Below are 21,121 nucleotides of genomic sequence, written 5' to 3' on the forward strand. Positions count from 1 at the left end.
TGCGGGCGAAAGTCTGACGCCATTTTTTTGCTTCCCCACAGCCCGCTCTTGCCCGAGCTAGACAGCTTCGTGAAATCTGCCGAGCAGACGACCGCTGCCCAGGCAGAGGGTTGGCAGGTGCGCAGCCCACTATCACAACCTTCGGGCAGTCGCAAATTCTGGTCGGATTGTCCTACAAAACCGCTCTAGCCAGAGTGTTTCAGGCTATAGCGTTGCAGTGAAAATGTTGGTAGCTTGCGCCTCAGTGCCCCCCTAGAGTTAAAACAATGAAAAGACCAATGCTCAAGACCACTCTCGGCTTCGCTGTCACGCTGGCATCCAGCCAGCTTTTCGCTGCCGGCTTCGCGCTCAATGAACAAAGCATCAGCGGCATGGGTACCGGCTTCGCCGGTCGCTCGTCGTCCGCCGAGGACGCCAGCACTGTCTATGGCAACCCTGCCGGCATGTCCCGCATCAAACGTGAACAGGTCAGCGTCGGCGCTGCTGCCATCGTCGCCAAGACCGACATCAGCGGCCGTGGAACCTTCGGCGGCAGCAACGACGGCGACATGGTCCCGTTCGTAGGCGTCCCGATGGGCTACTACGTCAAACCACTGGATGACAACTGGACCGTCGGTTTCGGTCTGTACGCGCCTTTTGGTCTGGTCACCGACTATGAAAGTGGTTTTGCCGGCCGCTACTGGGGCGACAAGAGCCATGTGGCGGTCGTCACGCTGCAGCCTACCGTCAGCTATGCCTTCAACGAGCGTGTGTCGATCGGCTTCGGTCCTACCTTCAACCGCCTTGAAGGCGAGCTGACGTCGGCCGCGCTGAACCGCGCGACGCCAGGCCGCAACGACGGCGAAGTCAAGATCAAGGGCGACGATACCGCCGTGGGCTTCAACGTCGGCGTGCTCGTTCAGGCCACTGATGATACCCGCGTGGGCCTGACCTACCACTCCAAGGTCAAGTACAAGCTGGACGGCCATACCAAGGTCGAAGGTTCGGGGTTCGGGCCGTTCAACGGCAGCAAGTACGATGCATCGCTGGACATCGACACGCCTGAGTCGGTGGACTTCTCGGTCACCCACGAACTCAACCAGGACTGGACCCTGTACGCAGGCAGCACCTGGACCCGTTGGAGCCGCCTGAAGGAAATCTCGGTCGAGAACGATGGCGTGCCTGCCGCGCTACGCTCATCGATCGGCACCATCACCGAAGAACAGAACTGGCACGACACCTGGTCCCATGCCGTGGGCGCCGCCTACAAACTGAACAAACAGTGGACGCTGCGCACGGGCTTTTCGGTTGACCAGTCGCCGACCAACAACACCAACCGTTCGCCACGCATCCCGACGGGCGACCGCGCCATCCTCAGCCTGGGTGCTGGCTGGAGCCCGACGGACGACCTGACCTTCGACTTCGCCTATTCCTACCTGAAGGAAGAAGACACGAAGATCAATCTGGTCAGCGCCACCAAGGGTGCCTACCAGGCCAAGTACGAGAACAGCGCACATGGCTTCGGTACTTCAGTGACCTATCGATTCTGATCGATCAGGTAATACGAAAAGCCCCGACCGGTTCGGGGCTTTTTCATGTGTGACGTCAGCACAGGCTCATGTTCATTTGCAGCAGGGCCAGTCCGCCCTGCTGCCAGCCCCACCACGCCAGCCCCAGCAGCGCCGCCAGTGCGCATGCCGTGGCGAGTTGCACGCTGCGGAGTCTGCTCATGCGCTCGCTCCCTGCGCCTGCAGCCGGGCAACGGGGCGTTCGCGCACCGGCCAGTTGAGCGCACCGGCGAGCAGGCTCAACGCAATCGACAGCTGCCAGACCAGGTCATAGCTGCCGGTCTGGTCATACACCAGGCCGCCCAGCCAGCCCCCCAGAAACGCGCCCAGCTGGTGGAAGAGAAACACGATGCCACCGAGCATCGATAGGTTGCGCACGCCAAACAGCGTTGCGACGGTACCGTTGGTCAAGGGAACGGTGGATAACCAGAGCAGCCCCATCGCCATGCCGAACAGGCAGGCGCTGACGGTAGTGACCGGGAACCACAGGAACAGCACGATCACGACGGCGCGCATCAGGTACAAGGCGGTCAGCAGTCGCGGCTTGGACATGCGCCCACCCAGCCAGCCGGCGATGTAGGTGCCGAAGATGTTGAACAGCCCGATCAGCGCCAGGACCGTGGTGCCTACGCTTGCCGGGAGGTGCTGGTCGACGAGGTAGGACGGCAGGTGTACGCCGATGAACACCACCTGGAAACCACAGACGAAGAAACCCAGCGCCAGCAGCCAGAAGCCCGAATGGCCGCACGCCTCACGCAGGGCCTGGCCAAGGCTCTGATCGTGGGCCTGGGCTGGCAGTGGCCGGTCCTTGAGCATGCGTACCAGTGGAACTATGAACGCGACCAGTACGCCCATCACCAGCAAGGCCGTCGACCAGCCCAGCCAGCTGATGAGGCCGAGCGTGCCGGGCAGCATCGCGAATTGCCCGAACGAGCCGGCTGCGCTGGCGATCCCCATGCCCATGCTGCGGTGTTCGGCGGGCAGGGCTCGTCCTACCACGCCCAGAATCACCGAGAACGACGTACCGGAGAGCCCCAGGCCGATCAGCAGGCCAGCGCTGAGGCTCAGGCTCAACTCGGAGTTGGCCAGCCCCATGCAGCCAAGGCCGACCGCGTAGAGCACACCACCCACTGCAACCACCCGCCCGGCGCCGAAGCGATCCGCCAGGGCGCCGGCGAGGGGTTGGGCCAGGCCCCAGATCAGGTTCTGCAGCGCGATGGCCAGCGCGAATACGCCCCTGCCCCAGCCGAACTCCGCACTCATGGGCGCCAGGAACAGCCCGAAGCCGTGGCGAATGCCCAGGGACAGGGCAAGGATCAGGGCTGCGCCGAGCAGGACCCAGCCGCTGGTACGCCATACCGATGTCATTATTGTGTGCTCCGAGCATGAGGGGACAGGCCGCTCGATTGTATGCCTGTTCATCGCCGACAGGCAGCGCCGCATGCAACCATCTGCCAGGCAGGTTCTACAGCGCAGCGCCCAGCAGCAGCAACAGTTCGAGCAACTCGAGCATGGCGCCGGCGGTGTCACCGGTGGTGCCGCCCAAACGCTTGATCATCTGGCGTCGCAGCGCCACGAAGCCAGCTAGCACCAGCAGGCTGATCCAAACCCCGCAGAACGCCAGGCTGACCAGTGCCACGCCTGCCAGCAACCAGGCGCCGGCACGACGCGGCAGGTGGTCGGCCAGGGCCTGGCCCAGCCCGCCAGCGCGCACGTAGGGCGTGGTCATGAACAGGCCGAGCATGGCGGCCCGCGCCAATATCGGGGCCAGCATCAGCGCGGCCTGCTGGCCCTGCTCGAGCAAGGCCAGCAGCGCACAGAACTTGAGCAGCAGCACCAACATCAGCGTCACCACGGCCATGGGACCGCTGCGCGGGTCCTTCATGATCAGCAAGGTGCGTTCGCGGTCGCCGAATCCGCCCAGCCAGGCATCGGCGCTGTCCGCCAGACCGTCCAGGTGCAGGCCACCGCTGAGCACCACCCACAGCGCCAGCAAGAGTGCGGCGTGCAGAAGCACTGGCGTTCCGGCGAGCAGCGCACTGGCGGCCCACAAGAGCACGCCGAACAGCAGCCCCACCGCCGGATAGAACAACAGCGAGCGACCCGAGGCTTGCGGGCTGGGCATGCCGGGCAAGCGCACCGGCAAACTGCTGAGAAACTGCAAGGCGATCCAGAACGGCAGCATGCTCAGGATGGCTCGCGCAAGCGGCCGTCCGCTGCCAGCTCAAGGCTGAACAACGCTGCGTGGCCGACTTCGACCTGGAGCAACTGTTCACGGGCCAGGCCACGTGCTTCGGCGAGCAACAAGCGCATCACACCGCCATGCACCACCAGCAGCAGCCGCTGGCCTGGGTAGGCGACCTGCAATCTGTGCAAGGCGCCATGGATGCGCGCGGAAAAGGCCTGCATGGGCTCGCCGCCGGGGGGCGTGAAGGCGTAGGGGTCGTTCCAGAACAGACCCAGGCCGGCTTCGTCGGTCTGCATCAATTGCGCCGCACTCAGGCCTTCCCAGGCGCCGAAATGCAGTTCCTGAAGACCGGCCTCGAAGCTCAGCGGCAGCCCGCGCTGTTCGGCCAGCAGCTCGGCAAAGCGTGCGCATCGCTGCAGCGGCGAGCTGACGATGCGGTCCCAACCGGAACGGTCGGCAACTGCAGCGTGCAGCTGGGCCCAACCTCGCTCGGTCAGGGCGTCATCGAGGCTGCCGCGAAACCCGCCGATTTCGGTCTCGCCATGGCGCAGCAGATCCAGGTGCAGGGTCATGCCGGACGGTCCGCGACGGCCGCTTCGGCAAAGGTCGCCATCTGCCCGTGCAGGTCGCACGCCAGGCGCAACAGCGGCACCGCCAGGGCGGCGCCACTGCCTTCGCCCAGACGCAGGCCCAGTTGCAGCAACGGTTGCGCCTCGAGGGCTGCCAGTACATGACGGTGCCCGGGTTCGGCGCCGTTGTGAGCGAACAACAGCCATGGCCGGATGGACGGATTCAACTGCACCGCCAGCAGCGCCGCGACAGTGCAGATGAAACCATCCACCAGCACCACGATGCCTTCCTGGGCACAGGCCAGGTAGGCGCCGACCAGCGCGGCAACCTCGAAGCCCCCGTAGCAGAACAGGCGTTGCAGCGGTTCGTCGGGCAGCCCGGCATGGGCCTTCAACGCGCGCTCGATCACCTGCACCTTGTGGGTCACGCCGGCAGCGTCCAGACCGGTGCCCGGCCCGGCCAGATCGACCACGGCGCAGCCCAGCGAGGCGCAGGCCAGCGCGGTGGCCGACGTGGTGTTGCCGATGCCCATCTCACCACCGATGAACAGCTCGGTGCCGCTGGCTTTCGCCCGCAGCACACTTTCGCGACCGGCCTGCAGTGCCTGCGTGCCCTGCTCGAAACTCATCGCCGGCGCGTCGATGAAATTGCGCGTACCGGCAGCGATGCGCACATGCTGCACGCCGGGCAGATCGCCCAGCGGCGTGGCGGTGCCGAGGTCCACCACTTCCAGGCGCGCCTGCAGGCGGCGGGCCAATACACTGATGGCCGCACCGCCGTTGACGAAGTTGCGCACCATTTGCGCGGTGACTTCCTGCGGATAGGGCGAGACGCCCTCGGCGACGATGCCGTGGTCGGCAGCGAACACGGTGATCCAGACCTGTTCGACCGAAGGTTTGAGGCGACCCTGCAGCGCCGCCAATTGCACCGCCGTCTGCTCGAGTGCGCCGAGCGAGCCGGCCGGCTTGGTCAACTGCTGCTGACGCTCCAGCGCTTCGCGATGAATGCGGGCATCGGCGGTACTGGCAGTGTGCAGCCACCAGGCTGAGTTCATAGCGCAGGTCCTTTCAATATCATGGGGAGGCCGGCCACGGTGAACACCACCCGCTCGCAGCGTTCGGCCAGGGCCTGGTGCAGCAGGCCCGCCTCGTCGACGTAGCGGCGGGTCAGTTCACCCAGAGGCACGACGCCCAGGCCGGTTTCGTTGCTGACGAAAAGGATTTCTCCCGGCAGGCCGGGCAGTGTTTCGAGCAGGGCTTCACGTTCTGCACGCAAGCGTTCGGGCTCGTCGAGCATGAGCAGATTGGTCAACCACAGGGTCAGGCAGTCGACCAACAGGCAGCGGTCGCTGCGCGCCTCAGCGCGCAGCACGTCGGCCAGGGCCAGTGGCTCTTCCACCAGCCCCCAATGATCGGGACGGCGCTCGCGGTGCAAGGCCACACGCTGGTCAAGCTCGCCATCCACCGGCTGGCTGGTAGCGATGTACACGACGTGCAGCTGGCTGTCGGCGGCCAGCCGTTCGGCCAGGCGGCTCTTGCCCGAGCGGGCGCCTCCGAGGATCAGTTGCAGCATGTCAGACACCTCTCCCAGGCAAGCCGCACAGCTCGCGCAACCGCGCGGTGTCCAGGTGCTGCTCGACCAGGTCGGCCAGGCGCTCGATGTCGGCTTCGCGCAATGCGTGATAATCCACCGACTGCACGTCGGCCAGCCCCGCCCAGCGCAGCAGTGCCATCGACGACGGCGACGCTTCGAACAGACCGTGCAGATAGGTGCCCAGAATCTGCCCGTCGGCACTGATCGCGCCATCGCGGCGACCGTCGCTCAACTGCACCGCCGGATGATCCAGCGCCGCCCCGGTAGTCACCCCGGCATGGATCTCGTAGCCGCTGACGGCGGCCTGTTCGAGGGTCAACTGGCCGGTCACGTTGCGCAGCTGCTTTTGCGCCTGCAGCTCGGTGGTGAATTCCAGCAGGCCCAGGCCCGCGCTGGAACCGGCCGCGCCTTCGAGGCCCAGCGGGTCGTCGATGCGCGTGCCGAGCATCTGCAGTCCGCCGCAGATGCCCAGTACCTTGCCGCCATAACGCAGGTGGCGGGAAATCGCTTGTTCCCAACCTTGGGCACGCAGGTGAGCCAGGTCGGCCCGCACGCTCTTCGAGCCGGGCAGGATGATCAGGTCGGCCGGGGGGATGTCATCGCCCACGCCGATGAACTGCAGGTCGACCTGCGGGTGCAGGCGCAGCGGATCGAAATCGGTGTGGTTGCTGATGCGCGGCAGCACCGGGACGATCACCTTGAGCACCTTGTCGGCCTTGCCCGACTGACGCCGATCCAGGCCGTCTTCGGCCTCCAGGTGCAGGTCCATCACATACGGCAGCACGCCGATCACTGGCTTGCCGGTACGGGCCTCCAGCCAATCCAGGCCGGGTTGGAGCAAGGCGATGTCACCGCGAAAGCGGTTGATGACAAAGCCCTGAACCCGCGCCTGTTCCGTGGGCGAAAGCAGTTCCAGGGTGCCGACCAGATGGGCGAATACGCCGCCGCGGTTGATGTCGGCGATCAGCAGCACCGGGCAGTCGACCGCCTCGGCGAAGCCCATGTTGGCGATGTCGCCGGCGCGCAGGTTGATCTCCGCTGGCGACCCGGCGCCTTCGACCACCACCACCGGGTAGCTTGCGCTCAGCCGTTGGTGCGAAGCCAGTACCGCCTGCATGGCGATGGCCTTGTAGTCGTGATACGCGACGGCGTTCATGCTGGTCACGGCGCGCCCGTGGATGATCACCTGGGCACCGGTGTCGCTGTTGGGCTTGAGCAACACCGGGTTCATGTCGGTATGCGGCTGCAGGCCCGCGGCCTGGGCCTGCACCGCCTGGGCACGACCGATCTCGCCGCCGTCGGCAGTCACCGCACTGTTGAGGGCCATGTTCTGCGGTTTGAACGGCACCACCGCCACGCCCTGACGGGTCAGCCAGCGGCACAGCGCGGTGACCAGCGTGCTTTTCCCGGCATCGGACGTGGTGCCCTGGACCATCAATGTGCTCATGCATGCTCCTTGCGATACTCGCCCAGGGCGGATTCGAGTCGTGCCCAGTCGCCCTCGCGGGCAGGCAGGCCGAAGCGCAGGCGGCTGTCCTGCTTGAACAGCCGGACGAGGATGCCGCGACGGGCGAGGAAATCCTGCAGGCGCTCGGCCCCTTCGTACGCCACCGACTGGAACAGTGCGCAGCCGCCCTGTGGCGCCAGGTCGTGGCGCCGCAAGCATTGGGCAAGGCGCTCGCTGGCGGCGGCGCAGCGGGCGATCTGCGCCTGCTGCGACGGCTGGTCGAGCAGGCAGGCCTGCCCCAGCTGGCGTGTCGGTCCGCTCACTGCCCAAGGCCCGATCAGGTCGGCCAGCAAGCGCAGCAGGCGCGGCTCGCCGAGGACGAAGCCCAGCCGTACACCCGCCAGGCCGAAGAACTTGCCGAACGAGCGCAGCACGATCAACCCAGGTTGTACGCCGTAGCGAGCCAGACCGGCACGCGGCGTGTTGTCCATGAACGCTTCATCGACCACCAGCCAGCCGCCCCGGCTGTTCAGACGCGCATTCCAGGCCAGCAGGCAGTCGGCGGACAACAGCCGGCCAGTGGGGTTGTTCGGGTTGACGACGACCAGCACGTCGAGACTGTCGATGAAGTGCTCGACCTCGTCTTCGCTGATTTCGCGTACCACATGCCCCGCTTGTCGCCAGCCCTCGGCATGTTCGGCGTAGCACGGCGACAGCACCCCTACCCGACCACTGCGACGAAGGCGTGGCAGTGTCTGAATGGCCGCTTGCGAGCCCGGCACCGGCAGCACGTGCTCGAAGCCATAGTAGCTGCGCGCGGCGTCTTCCAGGCCGTCTTCGTTTTCCGGCAGCCGCGCCCAGGCGCGGGCCGCGATCTCGGGCAGGGGGAAAGCCCATGGCGCGATGCCGGTGGACAGGTCGACCCAGTCGTCTTCGGCGATTCCGTATTCGAGCACCGCCTGGCGCAAACGCCCTCCGTGTTCAAGCATCGAGCAAGCCTCCCAGGCACAGCACCAACAGCCACAGCCACACGCCGCGCTGGACCAAATTCCAGCCGCGCTCGATGGCGTCGGCATCGGCCGGCGCACCTTCGCCCAGCACGGCCCGCTCATGCAGCTCGCCGTGATAGATCGCCGGCCCGCCCAGTTGCACGCCTAATGCGCCGGCCCCTGCCGCCATCACCGGGCCGGCGTTGGGGCTGTCCCACTGCGGTGCCTGCCGGCGCCAGCAGCGCAAGGCCAGGCGGGTCTTGCCCAGCACGGCATAGGTGAGCGCGACCAGGCGCGCCGGGATGTAGTTGAGCACGTCGTCGATCCGCGCCGCAGCCCAACCGAAACGCTCGAAGCGCTCGTTGCGGTAGCCCCACATGGCGTCCAAGGTATTGCTCAAACGATAGAGGACAACCCCGGGCGCGCCGGCCACGACGAACCAGAAGATTGCCGCGAACACCGCGTCACTGCCGTTTTCCAGCACCGATTCGGTGCCGGCCCGGGCCACTGCTTCGGCGTCCAGCTCATCGGTCTGCCGGCTGACCAGATAGCCGACACGCTGACGAGCGCTGGCCAGGTCGTCGCTGCGCAAAGCCTGGGCCACGGGCATCACGTGCTCTCCCAGGCTGCGCATGCCCAGCGCCAGGTACAGCGCGCCAATCTCCACCAGCCAGCCGACCAGCGGCAGCCAGGACAACAATGTCGCCAGCAGGGTCAGGGGCACCACGGCCAGAAACCAGGCGGTGACACCGTGGCTGCGCCAGCCACGCCCGGCGCGGTTGAAACGTGCTTCGATCCGGTTGGCCAGGCGGCCGAAGGCGACCAGCGGATGGTGCCTGCGCGGCTCGCCCAACAGGGCATCGAGCGCCACCCCGGCCGCCGTCATCAACGCAATGCTCACAACGATTTTCCCCATTGGTTTTCGTACAGCATGTGTTCGAGCGGCTGGGGGGCAGCCCAGCCTTGAAGTTCCAGCATCGGCGCATCGTAGAAGCCTTCGACCGGCCCCAGGCACAGTACCGCCACCGGCTTGGCTCCAGCGGGCATGCCCAGTACCTCGGCCAGGGCATGGGGATCGAACAGCGACACCCAACCCATGCCCAAACCCTCGGCGCGCGCCGCCAGCCACAGGTTCTGGATGGCGCAGGACACCGAGGCCAGGTCCATTTCCGGCAAGGTCCGGCGGCCGAACACATGGCGCTCGCGATCGTCCATCAGCGCCGCCACCAGCACTTCGGCGCAGTCCGCGATCCCTTCGACCTTGAGCCGCATGAACTGGTCCGAACGCTCGCCCATGGCGTGTGCGGTGCGCAGTCGCTCTTCCTCGACCAACGCCTGGATGCGACCGCGCACATCGGCATCGCTGATGCGGATGAAACGCCAGGGCTGCATCAGGCCGACGCTTGGCCCCTGATGGGCGGCTGCCAGCAGCCGCGCGAGCAGCGCCGGCGGCACGCTGCCACCGGTGAAGTGACGCATGTCGCGGCGTTCGGCGATCACCCGGTAGATGGCGGCGCGCTCGCTGTCGCTGTAGGGCTCGTTCATGACGCGATCCGATGCCCGGCTGCCGGCGCGCACTCATCGGGTGCAAACAGTGCGGCCACCGCCGCCGGATTGGACGGAAAGTAGAAATGCACGTAAGAGGCCGTCATCCGCCCCTGGCGGTAAACCGCCTCGGCACCACGACCGCCGTTGGGGCTCACGCCACGGGCAATCGGCTGCAGCTCGGTACTGGTCAGCGAGTGGTGATAGGTGTGCCCGCGCAGTACCCCCTCCGGCAGCTCGACGGCTTGCAAGGCCAGGGCCGCCAGGCGCTTCTGCATGACTGCTTCGCCGGGCAGCAGACCCAGCAGTTGCGCGCGGGCCCCTTCGACGTCGGTCAGTGCGTCGAGCAAGTAGAGCATGCCGCCACATTCAGCCAGCAGCGGCTTGCCCGCGGCATGGTGAGCGCGGATGTCGTCGAGCATCGAAACGTTGGCGGCGAGCGCCAAATGGTGCAGCTCGGGGTAGCCACCGGGCAGGTACAGGCTGTCGCATGGCGGTAGCCGCAGGTCGTGCAACGGTGAGAAGAACACCAGCTCGGCGCCCATGTCGCGCAACACATCCAGACTGGCGTCGTAGACGAAAGCGAACGCGGCATCGCGGGCCACACCAAGGCGCACGCCATCGAGCAGGCGCGCCACCGGGCGTTCGACCGGGGCGGCGAAGGTGACCGCAGGCGGCAAGGCCACCTGGCAGGTCTGGGCCAGCGCGGCGGCCGCGGCATCCAGGCGGGTATCCAGGTCGTTGAGCTCGCTGGCCTGGACCAGCCCCAGATGGCGGCTCGGCAGTTCGATCCCGGTTTCCCGGGACAACGCGCCGTACCAGCGCAGACCCTGGGTCAGGCTGCCCTCGAGCAGTTGCGCGTGACGCACCGTGCCGACCCGGTTGGCCAGGACGCCGGCGAACGGCAGATCGGGTTGGTAACAGGCCAGGCCCAGGGCAAGAGCGCCGAACGTCTGCGCCATGGCGGTGCCATCGATCACGGCCAGCACCGGAACGCCGAAATGACGCGCCAGATCAGCGCTGGACGGCGTGCCGTCGAACAGGCCCATGACGCCTTCGATGAGGATGATGTCGGCTTCCTGCGCCGCTTCCCATAACAGCCGCCGGCTGTCCTGCTCGCCGACCATCCACATGTCCAACTGATAGACAGGCGCGCCGCTGGCGCGAGCGAGGATCATCGGATCGAGAAAGTCCGGGCCGCACTTGAACACCCGCACCCGCCGCCCCTGATTGCGATGCAGGCGCGCCAGGGCGGCAGTCACCGTGGTCTTGCCCTGCCCGGAGGCCGGGGCGGCGATCAGCACCGCCGGACACTGGCGCGGCTCGGTCATAGCTCTATGCCCTTCTGGGCACGGATGCCGGCCTGGAACGCATGCTTGACCACACCCATTTCGGTGACTGTGTCGGCCAGTTCGATCAGCTCGGGCTTGGCCCCGCGACCGGTGACGATCACATGCTGCATGGGCGGACGTGCCTGCAGATCATGCAGCACGGTGTCCAGGTCGAGATAACCGTGCTTGAGGGCAATGTTGAGTTCGTCGAGCACCACCAGGCCAATGGCCGGATCGCTCAGCAGTTGCCTGGAGACTTCCCAGGCAGCCTCGGCCGCCGCGATGTCTCGCTGCCGATCCTGGGTTTCCCAAGTGAACCCCTCACCCATCACGTGGTAGCGCACCTGCTCGGGAAAGCGCCGGAAGAACAGTTCCTCGCCGGTGCTGTTGCGCCCCTTGATGAACTGCACCACGCCGCACTGCAGGTCGTGGCCCATGGCTCGCGCGAGCATGCCGAACGCCGAACTGCTCTTGCCTTTGCCGTTACCGCTGAGCACCAGCAGCAAGCCACATTCATTGGGGGAATTGGCGATGCGTTCGTCCATCACGGCTTTCTTGCGCAGCATGCGCGCCAGGTGACGTGCGTCGCGTTCGGTGGTTTCGTTCATGGTGGCTCTCCGCTACACCTGCACGCAGGCAGCATCGACGCGACACCGCGGCCGGCTGGCCGAACAGTGAACGTCAATGCCGCTCTCCCCGCGCGACAGTACATGGGTCAGGGCACGACCCAGGCGCAACGACACCCGAAGATGAGCGCCGACCCTGCAGTGTGCCGTAAAAGTGGACCAGGCCGGTCTCCGGGCTCACGAGCGGGGCTGTACACACCCAGGCCGCACGCCTTCCCGAATCACTTCAGTGGCATCGTGTGCAGCCTTGACTCGTCTACCGTTGCGGGGGCAGCGCCGGGATGGCGCGTCGAACGCTGCGCACCGGCTTCCCTGTTTCACTCGTCTGGATCGTCCGATCGCCGAGCACCTGGAACAGCCGCGCAGGTTAGAGGGTTGAGCCAGGAGCGTCAATTGATCCGCAGCACCTGATCCCCTGCTGCCGCTGACCGGCAACGCGGTTGAACCTTGCCAACCGCCAGTGCCTCTACCTTCTGTGAACAAAACCTCAGAGAGCCCGACCATGCACAAGACCCGCCTCGCTACATTGATCCTGCTGGCTGCCGGCCTTGCCGCCTGTGGCGAAACATCGTCATTGCAGGTCAGCGACGGGACGGGCCCCTCGCCCAAGCTGCCCGAGCCCAACAAGACCCTGATCCCCACCGTCAACATCGCGCCGGCGGTGGGCTGGCCCGAAGGTGGCAAGCCAACGGCGGCGCCCGGCACCCAGGTGGCCGCTTTCGCCGCAGACCTGGACCACCCGCGCTGGCTTTACGTGCTGCCCAACGGTGACGTGCTGGTGGCGGAAACCAACTCGCCGGCCAAACCCGACGACAGCAAGGGCATTCGCGGCTTCGTCATGGAGAAAGTGATGAGCCGGGCGGGCGCCGGGGTGCCCAGTGCCAACCGGATTTCGCTGCTGCGCGACAAGGACGGTGATGGGGTAGCCGAGACCCGTACCGTGTTCATCGCCAACCTCAATTCGCCGTTCGGCATGACCCTGGTCGGCAACGATTTCTATGTGGCGGACACCGACAAGCTGCTGCGCTTCAAATACACCGATGGCGCCACCTCGATCAGCGGCGCGGGCGAAAAAGTCGTGGACCTGCCGGGTGGCACGCTCAACCACCACTGGACCAAGAACGTCATTGCCAGCCCAGATGGCAAGAAGCTGTACGTCACTGTTGGCTCCAACAGCAACGTGGGCGAGAACGGCATGGATCAGGAACAAGGCCGCGCAGCAATCTGGGAAGTGGATGCTGCCACGGGCCAGCATCGGATTTTCGCCTCGGGCCTGCGCAACCCCAACGGCATGGCCTGGGAACCGAAGACCGGCAAGCTGTGGACGGCAGTCAACGAGCGCGATGAAATCGGCAGCGACCTGGTGCCGGATTACATCACCTCGGTCAAGGATGGCGGCTTCTACGGCTGGCCCTACAGCTATTACGGGCAGCATGTAGACGTACGGGTCGAGCCGCAGAATCCCGTGCTGGTGGCCAAGGCCATTGCGCCAGACTATGCAGTCGGGCCGCATACGGCATCGCTGGGCTTGAGCTTCGCCGATGGCAGCGGGCTGCCTGCCCCCTTCACCACGGGCGCACTGATCGGCCAGCATGGATCGTGGAACCGCAAGCCGCACAGCGGCTACAAGGTGGTGTTCGTGCCGTTCGTGGACGGCAAGCCGAGCGGCCAGCCCATCGACCTGCTCAGTGGCTTCCTCAATGGCGACGAGAAAGCCATGGGTCGCCCGGTCGCGGTACTGCCCGACCACAAGGGCGGTGTGCTGGTTGCCGACGATGTGGGCAACAAGATCTGGCGAGTCACTGCCACCAAGTGATCAGGCTTGAACAGGGCGAGGAAGCTCGCCCTGTTACAGTCACGGATTGCGCGCCAACTGGCCGGGTTGCAGCACCCGCTTGGCGTTGAGATAGGCTTTCTGCCAATAGGGCTTGTTCAGGTAATCGAGCTTGACCGTGCCGCCGCTCGACGGGGCATGCACGAAGCGCCCCTCCCCTACATAGATCCCGGCATGGCTGACCTGTGAGCCACCACTGGTGGCAAAGAACACCAGGTCCCCGGACTGCAGGTGCGACTGGTCGACATCAGGGGAGCGCATGACGATCATCTCCCGCGTCGAGCGCGGCAGCGCAATGCCTGCCGCATCGCGATAAACGAAGCTGATCAGGCCGCTGCAGTCAAACCCCGAATCGGGCGTATTGCCACCCCAGCGGTACGGCGTGCCCACCAATCCCAACGCCCTGAACAGCACGTCATCGGCAGCGCCGACCATGTCGTTGTTGGGATTCATGACGATCGGATTGATGACTTTGGGCCTGACAACCTTGGCCGGAGGCGCGCTGGCGCAGCCGGCAAGCAAGGCGGCCATTGCGATTGAAGCGAAAACGTGTGCCTGGGTAGACATGTACCGAACCATCCTGAGCCGACTGCCGTAATAGACTAGATTCATTACCCGAAAACACAAACGGCGCTGAGGTTTTCACCTCACCGCCGCTTTGTCGCACTGCATCCGTTATTTGCTGGAGATCATCGTGGCCGGCGCCATGGCCAAGGCCCGCTTCGCCTCGATGAAGGTCTTGCTCCAGTAGCTGTCGCCCAGGCTATCGACCCGAACGCCACCGCTGCGGCGGCTGCTGGAGTGGATGAACTGGTCATCGCCCAGGTAGATGCCCGCGTGGCTGACACGACCGCGACCATTGGTGCTGAAGAACAGCAGGTCACCCGGCTTGAGTTTGTTGCGTGCAACCAACGGCGCCTTGACGTTGATCATTTCACGAGTCGAGCGTGGCAGGTTCATGCCCGCCTCTTCGCGAAACAGATAACCGATGAAACCGCTGCAATCGAAACCCGAAGCCTTGTCGGTGCCACCGAAACGGTAGCGGGTGCCGATCAGGGATTTGCCACGCTCCAGAATGCTGTCGGCCAGGATCGGCAGGCTGTACGCCTTGCTGCCGTCGAACTGGACCAGTTCGTCTTCGGTGGTGATTTCTTCTTCGAACAGCAGCGAAGCCTTCGAGGGGGATTGGTGCGGCTGGACGGCGGTGACCGGGTCCAGAACCTGCTGCTGGGAGACCGGCGCTTGCGCCGCGCAACCGACCAACAGGGTCAACAGTGCGATGGGCACGAGGGGTGCTAAGCGATTGAGCATGGGCACGACCGTGACGAGGAATAGTGAAGGAGAGGCGACTATACCTGTATCGCGATTATTTGCAAATTCAATCGAACGAAATGTGACTCAGGAGAATTACGGTGACATCTAACGCCCCATTTTGCAGCCCTGCTCGCACCCAATTGCACGATAATGACGCTGAATCCCCGGATTCATTGGCTGAAAGATAATCTCAAAATGCCACCACGATGACTGGACGCCTATACAGATAAGCATGCTGCAACTACAGCCTTAGAACGGATTGGAACACCCATGAAACAGGTCATAGAGCGGCTGAATCGACCTGCCTTTTCTACCACCCCAGTGTTTCCTTGAGGAAAGGAATGGTCAGCTTGCGTTGCGCCTGCAACGAGGCCTGGTCGAGGCGCTCGAGCAGCTCGAACAGTGCACTCATGCTGCGCGTGCCACGGGTGAGAATGAAATGGCCGACCTCGTCGGTCAGGTGCAGGCCGCGACGCGACGCACGCAGCTGCAGGGCGCGCAGTTTGTCCTCGTCGGACAGCGGGCGCATCTGGAAGATCAGGGCGAGGGTCAGGCGCGACTTCAGGTCGGCAAGCTTCACCGGCAGTTCGCGAGGCGAATGGGAGGCGGCGATCAGCAGTCGGCGGCCACTGTCACGCAGTCGGTTGAACAGGTGGAACAGGGCTTCTTCCCACTCCGGCTTGCCGGCCACCACCTGCAGGTCATCCAGGCACACCAGCTCGTACTGTGCCAGATCATCGAGGATGCCGACGCCACGATCAAGCAGTTCGGCCAGCGGCAGGTACACCGCCGGTTCGCCCAGTTGCTCGAAGCGCAGGCAGGCTGCGTGCAGCAAATGGGTGCGCCCTACCCCGTGCTTGCCCCACAGATAGATGAGGCTTTCGGTCCAGCCGGCGTCGGCTTCGCACAGGCGCTCGACATAGCCGAGTGCCGCGGCATTGGCGCCTGGATAGTAATTGATGAAGGTCGCGTCATCCCGCAGACGCACACCTAGGGGCAGCTGAATCGGTTTCATGCTGGCTGAACAGCCCTGGGATCGAGCTGCAACGGGCCTCAATGTGAAGTGTGCAAAGTCTATACCTGCCCGGGCAGCCGCACAATGCGCAACACTGCTTGGAAAATCAAAGGTTTACAGTTTGGCTGCAGCGAGCCCCGCGGGGCTCGTCGCGTTCACAGGTCGGGATCCTCGGACCCGGCATAGATGTTCGAGTCCTTGTACAGGTCGTGCATGTGCCGCACCAGGACCATGATCACCGCAGCCACCGGCAGCGCCAGCAGCACGCCGGTGAAACCGAACAGCTCGCCGCCGGCGAGAATGGCGAAGATCACCGCCACCGGGTGCAGACCTATGCGGTCGCCCACCAGCAAGGGCGTGAGCACCATGCCCTCCAGTGCCTGGCCAATCATGAACACGGCAACGATGGCGATCATGTGAAACGGGTCCAGGCCAAACTGGAACAGGCCGGCGATGATCGCCGAACCGATGCCGATGACGAAGCCCATGTACGGCACGATGGCCGCAAGCCCGGCCACGACGCCGATCAACAGGCCCAACTGCAGGCCCACCAGCATCAAGCCGGTGGCGTAGATGACACCCAGGGCCAGCATCACCAGCAGCTGACCACGCACGAACGCGCCCAGCACCTCGTGGCACTCACCCGCCAGGCGCACGATCTGCCCTTCCCGTTGCCGTGGCAGCAGGCCGCGGATTTTCGCCATCATCAGGTCCCAGTCGCGCAACAGGTAGAAGGCGACTACGGGGATCAGCACGAAATTGGCCAGCCAGGCCATGAACGCCAGGCCGGACGCCGTGGCCTGGGACAGGATGACCCCGACCATGTCGGTGGTCTGCCCCATGTGGCTGCTGATGGCGGCCTTGATCTGGTCGAATTTCCAGAACCCTTCGGCCAAACCGAGCCGCGTCTGTACCCACGGCAGCGCGGAATGCTGCAACCAGTCGAGCATCTGTGGGGCCATCTGGTACAGACTGACCAACTGCTTGGCGAGCATGGGGATGAGCACCAACAGCGCCAGCACCAACAGCAGCGTGAACAGGGCGAACACCACCACTACGCCCCAGGTGCGCGACAGCTTCCATTTCTCCAGTCGGTCGACCAGCGGATCCGCCAGATAGGCCAGCAGGATGCCCACCAGAAAAGGCGAGAGAATCGGATGCAGCAAATAGAAGAACACGCAGAGCAGCAGCACTGCTCCCAGCCAGAACCAACGGCGCATATCAGTCATCGGGCAGCCCAGCTATATCCAGCTATATATAGAAGAGACAAAACGGGAATTGAAAGGCTCGGGGGTGCGACGCCAGTGTTGCGCCGCACGCCCTATGTCGGCTTACCAGCGGAAACTCAGGTCTGGCGCAGGCTGGGATGCTGGCGCCGGCGTGCCGGGAACCGCCTGGGCATCGACCGGTACCACGGGCGCCTGGTACGGCACCTCCTGCAGTTTGGCCAGGCCCAGCTGCGCGCGCAGCTGCTCGGCACTGCCCGTCACCCGGTAGACGACCTTGTCGCCGTCAACCGTGCGCAGGCGCGCACCGTAGGATTCGAGCAGGCGACCCATCTGCGCGTAGCGCTCCAGGTTCATGCCCTCGACTGCCAGGGTCATTTCGCTGCTGGCGCCGGGCTTGGCCACGAAACGCGTGGCCAGGCGCTGACTCACGGCCAGCAACACGGCATCGGCGAGAGCGGCCTGGTCGGCGCCCTCGGCTTTACCCTGTTCGCGCTGGCTGCCCAGCCACAGGCGCCAGGTGCCCGACCATTTGCCTTCCTCTTCGCGCGCATGCACGGCCAGCAGGCCATCGGCACCGTAGCGCTCGGACGCGCCACGCAGCGCAGCCGGGTCGCTGGCTTCGATGTTCTGCGCCGTACCCACGCCCTGTTCGCCGAGGTCGGCCAGCGGCAGGCGCAATGGCAAACCCCGATGCTGGGCGGCGCGACGCAGCGGCTCGGCAGCGGATTGGCCGTCACCGACCAGGCTGCTGCCCTCGACGCTGTCGCTCAGCCACCAGCCCAGGATCGAAGGACGGTTGCTGCCCCAGGTCGGCAGACCCGCCGAGCGCAAGGCGGTGTCGGTGCTGGCCATGTCGAAATCGACCTGCAGCGACTCGGGCGGGCCTGCATCGTAGCCGTACTGGCTGATGATCTGCTGCGGATCCTTGCGCACGCTGGCCAGGCCCGGACTGGCAAACGCCTTGGCATCGCCGGTCAGGCGCAGCACCAGGGTTTCCAGCGCACGCTGGGTGGCCTGGGTACGCTCTTCGGGCGTCTGACTGGCCACGGGCTCGCGCACCTGATACAGGTTGCTGATGGTTTCGGCGTGCAGCGACACGCTCGACAGGGTGATGCAGGTGGCTAGCAGGTAGTGGCGCAGACGCATGGACGTTTCCCGACGGTAATAGCGGATTGAGGCTGTGACCGTACAATCGGCAAAAAGCTCAGTGGTCAATCTCGGCGCCCAATGTAGCATGCCCGCGCGCGCCTTGGCTGCGGGCGGGCGCAGGCCGGCAACGGCACAACCGTCGAACCGCGCTGGTGACGTTCGGACAAGCCTGATAAAATCGCGCGCCTTCGTGGATCGACGACGGTCGACTCCCCCGACTCCCTCCTTTAAAGGCCTGGATCATGAGCAATAAACCCTCCGTGAGCTACAAGGACGCCGGTGTAGACATCGACGCCGGTGAAGCATTGGTCGAACGCATCAAAGGCGTCGCCAAGCGTACCGCGCGCCCCGAGGTCATGGGCGGCCTGGGCGGTTTTGGTGCCTTGTGCGAAATCCCGGCCGGCTACAAGCAGCCCGTGCTGGTGTCGGGCACCGACGGTGTGGGCACCAAGCTGCGCCTGGCACTGAACCTCAATCGCCATGAAAGCATCGGCATCGACCTGGTTGCCATGTGCGTCAACGACCTGGTGGTGTGTGGCGCCGAGCCGCTGTTCTTCCTCGACTACTACGCCACCGGCAAGCTCAACGTCGACACCGCCGCCACCGTGGTCACCGGCATCGGCGCCGGCTGCGAACTGGCCGGCTGCTCTCTGGTAGGCGGCGAGACGGCCGAGATGCCGGGCATGTACGAAGGCGAAGACTACGACCTGGCCGGCTTCTGCGTGGGTGTGGTCGAAAAGGCCGAGATCATCGACGGCAGCAAGGTCGCCAACGGCGACGCGCTGATCGCCCTGCCATCTTCGGGCCCTCACTCCAACGGCTATTCGCTGGTGCGCAAGATCATCGAAGTCGCCGGTGCCGACATCGAGACCGTCCAGCTCGACGGCAAGCCGTTGACCGACCTGCTGATGGCGCCGACGCGCATCTACGTCAAACCCCTGCTGCAATTGATCAAGGACACCGGAGCCGTCAAGGCCATGGCCCACATCACCGGCGGCGGGCTGCTCGACAATATCCCGCGGGTCCTGCCCAAAGGTGCCCAGGCCGTGGTCGACGTCGCCAGCTGGCAGCGTCCTGCGGTGTTCGACTGGCTGCAGCAGCAGGGCAACGTCGATGAGCACGAGATGCACCGCGTGCTGAACTGCGGCGTTGGCATGGTGATCTGCGTGACCCAGGCCGATGTCGAGAAAACCCTGGCGTCCCTGCGCGCCGCTGGCGAGCAACCTTGGGTCATCGGTGAAATCGCCCAGGCCGCTGAAGGTGCCGCGCAGGTCGAACTGAAGAACCTCAAGGCTCACTGATGCCTTCGACCTGTAACGTAGTGGTGCTGCTTTCAGGCACTGGCAGCAACCTGCAGGCCCTGCTCGACAGCCTGCAGGCAGGCAACCCCGCCCGCATCGCCGCGGTGGTTTCCAACCGGGCCGATGCCCTTGGCCTGCAGCGCGCACGCGATGCAGGCATCGAGGCACGAGTACTGGAGCATCAGGGCTTCGCCGACCGCGAAGCCTTCGATGCTGCGCTGATCGACCTCGTCGACCAGTACCAACCCCATCTAGTGGTCCTGGCCGGCTTCATGCGCATCCTCAGCCCGTCGTTCGTGCGCCACTACCAAGGCCGCCTGCTCAACATCCATCCCTCCCTGTTGCCGCGCCACAAAGGCCTGCATACCCACCGCCGCGCACTCGAGGCAGGGGACCGGGAGCATGGCTGCAGCGTGCACTTCGTCACCGAGGAACTCGATGGCGGGCCACTGGTCGTACAGGCAGTGATTCCGGTACAGTCGACCGACACGCCAGACACGCTGGCGCAACGGGTGCATGCCCAGGAACACCAGATCTACCCGCTGGCAGTGCGCTGGTTCGCCGAGGGCCGTGTGCGCCTGGGCGAACAGGGTGCACTGCTCGATGGCCAGCCGTTACCGGCTTGTGGCCATTTGATTCGACTCTAGGAGTTTATATGCGTCGCGCCCTGCTCTTCGCCGTTGCCCTGCTGGCCCTTCCGCTTCACGCCGCAGAGCTCAAGCCCTTTTCCGCAAGCTACACGGCCGACTGGAAACAGCTGCCCATGAGCGGCACCGCCGAGCGCAGCCTGAGCAAGGGCGCCAACGGCGACTGGACCCTGGCCTTCAAGGCCTCGATGATGATCGCCAGCCTGAGCGAAGTCAGCACTCTGCGTGTCGACAAGGAAACCATGCTGCCCGAGACCTACAATTTCGAGCGTGGCGGTCTGGGCAAGGCCCGCAAGGTCAACCTCGACTTCGACTGGGCGGCCAAGAAAGTCACCGGCACCGACCGTGGCGACCCGATCAACCTGCCCCTCAACACCGGCGTCCTGGACAAATCCACTTACCAGTTGGCTTTGCAGCACGACGTCGCCGCAGGCAAGAAGAGCATGAGCTACCAGGTGGTCGATGGCGACGAGATCGACACCTATGATTTCCGCGTACTGGGCACCGAGAAAGTCGAGACCAAGGCGGGCCAGGTCGACGCGATCAAGGTCGAGCGCGTGCGCGATCCCACTCAAAGCAAGCGCATCACCGTGCTCTGGTTCGCCAAGGACTGGGACTATCTGCTGGTGCGTCTGCAGCAGGTCGAGACCGACGGCAAGGAATACAACATCATGCTGCAGGACGGCACGGTGGACGGCAAATCGGTCAAAGGCAGCTGAGTGGCTGTCTTGCGGTAACGACAAGGGCCCTACGGGGCCCTTTTTTGTGGGCGGATATCCGCCATGGTTTCGGCACA

At 65.0% G+C, this 21,121-nt stretch carries 22 protein-coding genes and 1 riboswitch; of the genes, 5 read left to right on the plus strand and 17 right to left on the minus strand.

Annotated elements, in window-relative coordinates:
- The first annotated feature begins 266 nt into the window (after positions 1-266).
- On the plus strand, positions 267-1,529 hold the full coding sequence (locus IFT57_RS01520) for an OmpP1/FadL family transporter (protein ID WP_192150106.1): 1,263 nt from the start codon (positions 267-269) through the stop codon (positions 1,527-1,529).
- A 55-nt stretch (positions 1,530-1,584) separates the two neighbouring features.
- Here the strand turns inward: IFT57_RS01520 and IFT57_RS27080 are convergent, their stop codons facing one another.
- The 12 genes from IFT57_RS27080 to cobO all read right to left on the minus strand — a co-directional run bounded on the left by IFT57_RS27080 (position 1,585) and on the right by cobO (position 11,818).
- Complete coding sequence (locus IFT57_RS27080; protein WP_274605171.1) at positions 1,585-1,710, minus strand: hypothetical protein; 126 nt, start codon at positions 1,708-1,710, stop codon at positions 1,585-1,587.
- On the minus strand, positions 1,707-2,915 hold the full coding sequence (locus IFT57_RS01525) for an MFS transporter (RefSeq protein ID WP_192150109.1): 1,209 nt from the start codon (positions 2,913-2,915) through the stop codon (positions 1,707-1,709). The genes IFT57_RS27080 and IFT57_RS01525 overlap by 4 nt, the downstream gene beginning before the upstream one ends.
- A 97-nt stretch (positions 2,916-3,012) precedes the next feature.
- Complete coding sequence (locus IFT57_RS01530) at positions 3,013-3,732, minus strand: adenosylcobinamide-GDP ribazoletransferase (protein WP_192150111.1); 720 nt, start codon at positions 3,730-3,732, stop codon at positions 3,013-3,015.
- Between the two features lie 2 nt (positions 3,733-3,734).
- Positions 3,735-4,307, minus strand: coding sequence for a histidine phosphatase family protein (locus IFT57_RS01535; protein ID WP_192150113.1), 573 nt, complete (start codon positions 4,305-4,307; stop codon positions 3,735-3,737).
- Complete coding sequence (gene cobT, locus IFT57_RS01540) at positions 4,304-5,359, minus strand: nicotinate-nucleotide--dimethylbenzimidazole phosphoribosyltransferase (protein WP_192150116.1); 1,056 nt, start codon at positions 5,357-5,359, stop codon at positions 4,304-4,306. Before cobT ends, IFT57_RS01535 begins: the two co-directional genes overlap by 4 nt.
- Positions 5,356-5,877: a bifunctional adenosylcobinamide kinase/adenosylcobinamide-phosphate guanylyltransferase gene (gene cobU, locus IFT57_RS01545; RefSeq protein WP_192150118.1), complete on the minus strand. Its 522-nt coding sequence runs from the start codon at positions 5,875-5,877 to the stop codon at positions 5,356-5,358. Before cobU ends, cobT begins: the two co-directional genes overlap by 4 nt.
- 1 nt (position 5,878) lies before the next feature.
- Positions 5,879-7,345, minus strand: coding sequence for a cobyric acid synthase (locus IFT57_RS01550; RefSeq protein WP_192150120.1), 1,467 nt, complete (start codon positions 7,343-7,345; stop codon positions 5,879-5,881).
- On the minus strand, positions 7,342-8,334 hold the full coding sequence (gene cobD, locus IFT57_RS01555; RefSeq protein ID WP_192150122.1) for a threonine-phosphate decarboxylase CobD: 993 nt from the start codon (positions 8,332-8,334) through the stop codon (positions 7,342-7,344). Before cobD ends, IFT57_RS01550 begins: the two co-directional genes overlap by 4 nt.
- The gene (cbiB, locus tag IFT57_RS01560) at positions 8,327-9,235 is read right to left on the minus strand and encodes an adenosylcobinamide-phosphate synthase CbiB (RefSeq protein ID WP_192150124.1); all 909 of its coding nucleotides are present in this window, start codon (positions 9,233-9,235) and stop codon (positions 8,327-8,329) included. Before cbiB ends, cobD begins: the two co-directional genes overlap by 8 nt.
- A complete protein-coding gene (bluB, locus tag IFT57_RS01565) occupies positions 9,232-9,879 on the minus strand; it encodes a 5,6-dimethylbenzimidazole synthase (protein ID WP_192150129.1) in 648 nt (215 codons plus the stop codon). The genes cbiB and bluB overlap by 4 nt, the downstream gene beginning before the upstream one ends.
- Positions 9,876-11,210: a cobyrinate a,c-diamide synthase gene (locus tag IFT57_RS01570; RefSeq protein ID WP_192150131.1), complete on the minus strand. Its 1,335-nt coding sequence runs from the start codon at positions 11,208-11,210 to the stop codon at positions 9,876-9,878. The genes bluB and IFT57_RS01570 overlap by 4 nt, the downstream gene beginning before the upstream one ends.
- Positions 11,207-11,818 (minus strand): cob(I)yrinic acid a,c-diamide adenosyltransferase, encoded by a 612-nt coding sequence (gene cobO, locus IFT57_RS01575; protein WP_122797452.1) that lies wholly within the window; start codon positions 11,816-11,818, stop codon positions 11,207-11,209. The genes IFT57_RS01570 and cobO overlap by 4 nt, the downstream gene beginning before the upstream one ends.
- 163 nt (positions 11,819-11,981) lie before the next feature.
- A riboswitch (cobalamin riboswitch) is annotated at positions 11,982-12,204 on the minus strand.
- A 134-nt stretch (positions 12,205-12,338) separates the two neighbouring features.
- Here cobO and IFT57_RS01580 point away from each other — a divergent pair.
- Positions 12,339-13,652: a PQQ-dependent sugar dehydrogenase gene (locus IFT57_RS01580; RefSeq protein ID WP_192150133.1), complete on the plus strand. Its 1,314-nt coding sequence runs from the start codon at positions 12,339-12,341 to the stop codon at positions 13,650-13,652.
- A gap of 39 nt (positions 13,653-13,691) precedes the next feature.
- Here IFT57_RS01580 and IFT57_RS01585 read toward each other — a convergent pair whose 3' ends face one another.
- The 5 genes from IFT57_RS01585 to IFT57_RS01605 all read right to left on the minus strand — a co-directional run bounded on the left by IFT57_RS01585 (position 13,692) and on the right by IFT57_RS01605 (position 18,374).
- Positions 13,692-14,237, minus strand: coding sequence for a C40 family peptidase (locus IFT57_RS01585; protein WP_192150135.1), 546 nt, complete (start codon positions 14,235-14,237; stop codon positions 13,692-13,694).
- 108 nt (positions 14,238-14,345) lie between these two features.
- Positions 14,346-14,981 carry a C40 family peptidase gene (locus tag IFT57_RS01590; protein ID WP_122713025.1) on the minus strand — a complete coding sequence of 212 codons (636 nt, stop codon included), beginning with the start codon at positions 14,979-14,981 and terminating at the stop codon, positions 14,346-14,348.
- Between the two features lie 313 nt (positions 14,982-15,294).
- Entirely contained in the window at positions 15,295-15,999 is a 705-nt protein-coding gene (gene hda, locus IFT57_RS01595; protein WP_043187952.1) for a DnaA regulatory inactivator Hda, read from the minus strand.
- A 155-nt stretch (positions 16,000-16,154) separates the two neighbouring features.
- Positions 16,155-17,228 (minus strand): AI-2E family transporter, encoded by a 1,074-nt coding sequence (locus IFT57_RS01600; protein ID WP_122800506.1) that lies wholly within the window; start codon positions 17,226-17,228, stop codon positions 16,155-16,157.
- A gap of 102 nt (positions 17,229-17,330) precedes the next feature.
- Positions 17,331-18,374, minus strand: coding sequence for a DUF2066 domain-containing protein (locus tag IFT57_RS01605; RefSeq protein WP_192150137.1), 1,044 nt, complete (start codon positions 18,372-18,374; stop codon positions 17,331-17,333).
- Positions 18,375-18,619: 245 nt separating this feature from the next.
- Between IFT57_RS01605 and purM the strand changes: the two genes are divergently transcribed.
- From purM to IFT57_RS01620, 3 genes are read left to right on the plus strand one after another with little or no spacing between them, the layout of a single operon-like run.
- Complete coding sequence (gene purM, locus IFT57_RS01610; RefSeq protein WP_192150139.1) at positions 18,620-19,678, plus strand: phosphoribosylformylglycinamidine cyclo-ligase; 1,059 nt, start codon at positions 18,620-18,622, stop codon at positions 19,676-19,678.
- A complete protein-coding gene (purN, locus tag IFT57_RS01615) occupies positions 19,678-20,325 on the plus strand; it encodes a phosphoribosylglycinamide formyltransferase (RefSeq protein WP_122713029.1) in 648 nt (215 codons plus the stop codon). The genes purM and purN overlap by 1 nt, the downstream gene beginning before the upstream one ends.
- An 8-nt stretch (positions 20,326-20,333) precedes the next feature.
- Positions 20,334-21,044 carry a DUF3108 domain-containing protein gene (locus tag IFT57_RS01620; RefSeq protein WP_122713030.1) on the plus strand — a complete coding sequence of 237 codons (711 nt, stop codon included), beginning with the start codon at positions 20,334-20,336 and terminating at the stop codon, positions 21,042-21,044.
- Positions 21,045-21,121: the final 77 nt, after the last annotated feature.

Origin of the sequence: Pseudomonas sp. CFBP 13719, assembly GCF_014842095.1 — a bacterium.
Lineage (GTDB): Bacteria > Pseudomonadota > Gammaproteobacteria > Pseudomonadales > Pseudomonadaceae > Aquipseudomonas.

Coding starts and splice junctions, on each gene's coding strand:
- IFT57_RS01520 (WP_192150106.1), top strand. CDS start 267: ATGAAAAGACCAATGCTCAAGACCACTCTCGGCTTCGCTGTCACGCTG.
- IFT57_RS27080 (WP_274605171.1), bottom strand. CDS start 1,710: ATGAGCAGACTCCGCAGCGTGCAACTCGCCACGGCATGCGCACTGGCG.
- IFT57_RS01525 (WP_192150109.1), bottom strand. CDS start 2,915: ATGACATCGGTATGGCGTACCAGCGGCTGGGTCCTGCTCGGCGCAGCC.
- IFT57_RS01530 (WP_192150111.1), bottom strand. CDS start 3,732: ATGCTGCCGTTCTGGATCGCCTTGCAGTTTCTCAGCAGTTTGCCGGTG.
- IFT57_RS01535 (WP_192150113.1), bottom strand. CDS start 4,307: ATGACCCTGCACCTGGATCTGCTGCGCCATGGCGAGACCGAAATCGGC.
- cobT (WP_192150116.1), bottom strand. CDS start 5,359: ATGAACTCAGCCTGGTGGCTGCACACTGCCAGTACCGCCGATGCCCGC.
- cobU (WP_192150118.1), bottom strand. CDS start 5,877: ATGCTGCAACTGATCCTCGGAGGCGCCCGCTCGGGCAAGAGCCGCCTG.
- IFT57_RS01550 (WP_192150120.1), bottom strand. CDS start 7,345: ATGAGCACATTGATGGTCCAGGGCACCACGTCCGATGCCGGGAAAAGC.
- cobD (WP_192150122.1), bottom strand. CDS start 8,334: ATGCTTGAACACGGAGGGCGTTTGCGCCAGGCGGTGCTCGAATACGGA.
- bluB (WP_192150129.1), bottom strand. CDS start 9,879: ATGAACGAGCCCTACAGCGACAGCGAGCGCGCCGCCATCTACCGGGTG.
- IFT57_RS01570 (WP_192150131.1), bottom strand. CDS start 11,210: ATGACCGAGCCGCGCCAGTGTCCGGCGGTGCTGATCGCCGCCCCGGCC.
- cobO (WP_122797452.1), bottom strand. CDS start 11,818: ATGAACGAAACCACCGAACGCGACGCACGTCACCTGGCGCGCATGCTG.
- IFT57_RS01580 (WP_192150133.1), top strand. CDS start 12,339: ATGCACAAGACCCGCCTCGCTACATTGATCCTGCTGGCTGCCGGCCTT.
- IFT57_RS01585 (WP_192150135.1), bottom strand. CDS start 14,237: ATGTCTACCCAGGCACACGTTTTCGCTTCAATCGCAATGGCCGCCTTG.
- IFT57_RS01590 (WP_122713025.1), bottom strand. CDS start 14,981: ATGCTCAATCGCTTAGCACCCCTCGTGCCCATCGCACTGTTGACCCTG.
- hda (WP_043187952.1), bottom strand. CDS start 15,999: ATGAAACCGATTCAGCTGCCCCTAGGTGTGCGTCTGCGGGATGACGCG.
- IFT57_RS01600 (WP_122800506.1), bottom strand. CDS start 17,228: ATGACTGATATGCGCCGTTGGTTCTGGCTGGGAGCAGTGCTGCTGCTC.
- IFT57_RS01605 (WP_192150137.1), bottom strand. CDS start 18,374: ATGCGTCTGCGCCACTACCTGCTAGCCACCTGCATCACCCTGTCGAGC.
- purM (WP_192150139.1), top strand. CDS start 18,620: ATGAGCAATAAACCCTCCGTGAGCTACAAGGACGCCGGTGTAGACATC.
- purN (WP_122713029.1), top strand. CDS start 19,678: ATGCCTTCGACCTGTAACGTAGTGGTGCTGCTTTCAGGCACTGGCAGC.
- IFT57_RS01620 (WP_122713030.1), top strand. CDS start 20,334: ATGCGTCGCGCCCTGCTCTTCGCCGTTGCCCTGCTGGCCCTTCCGCTT.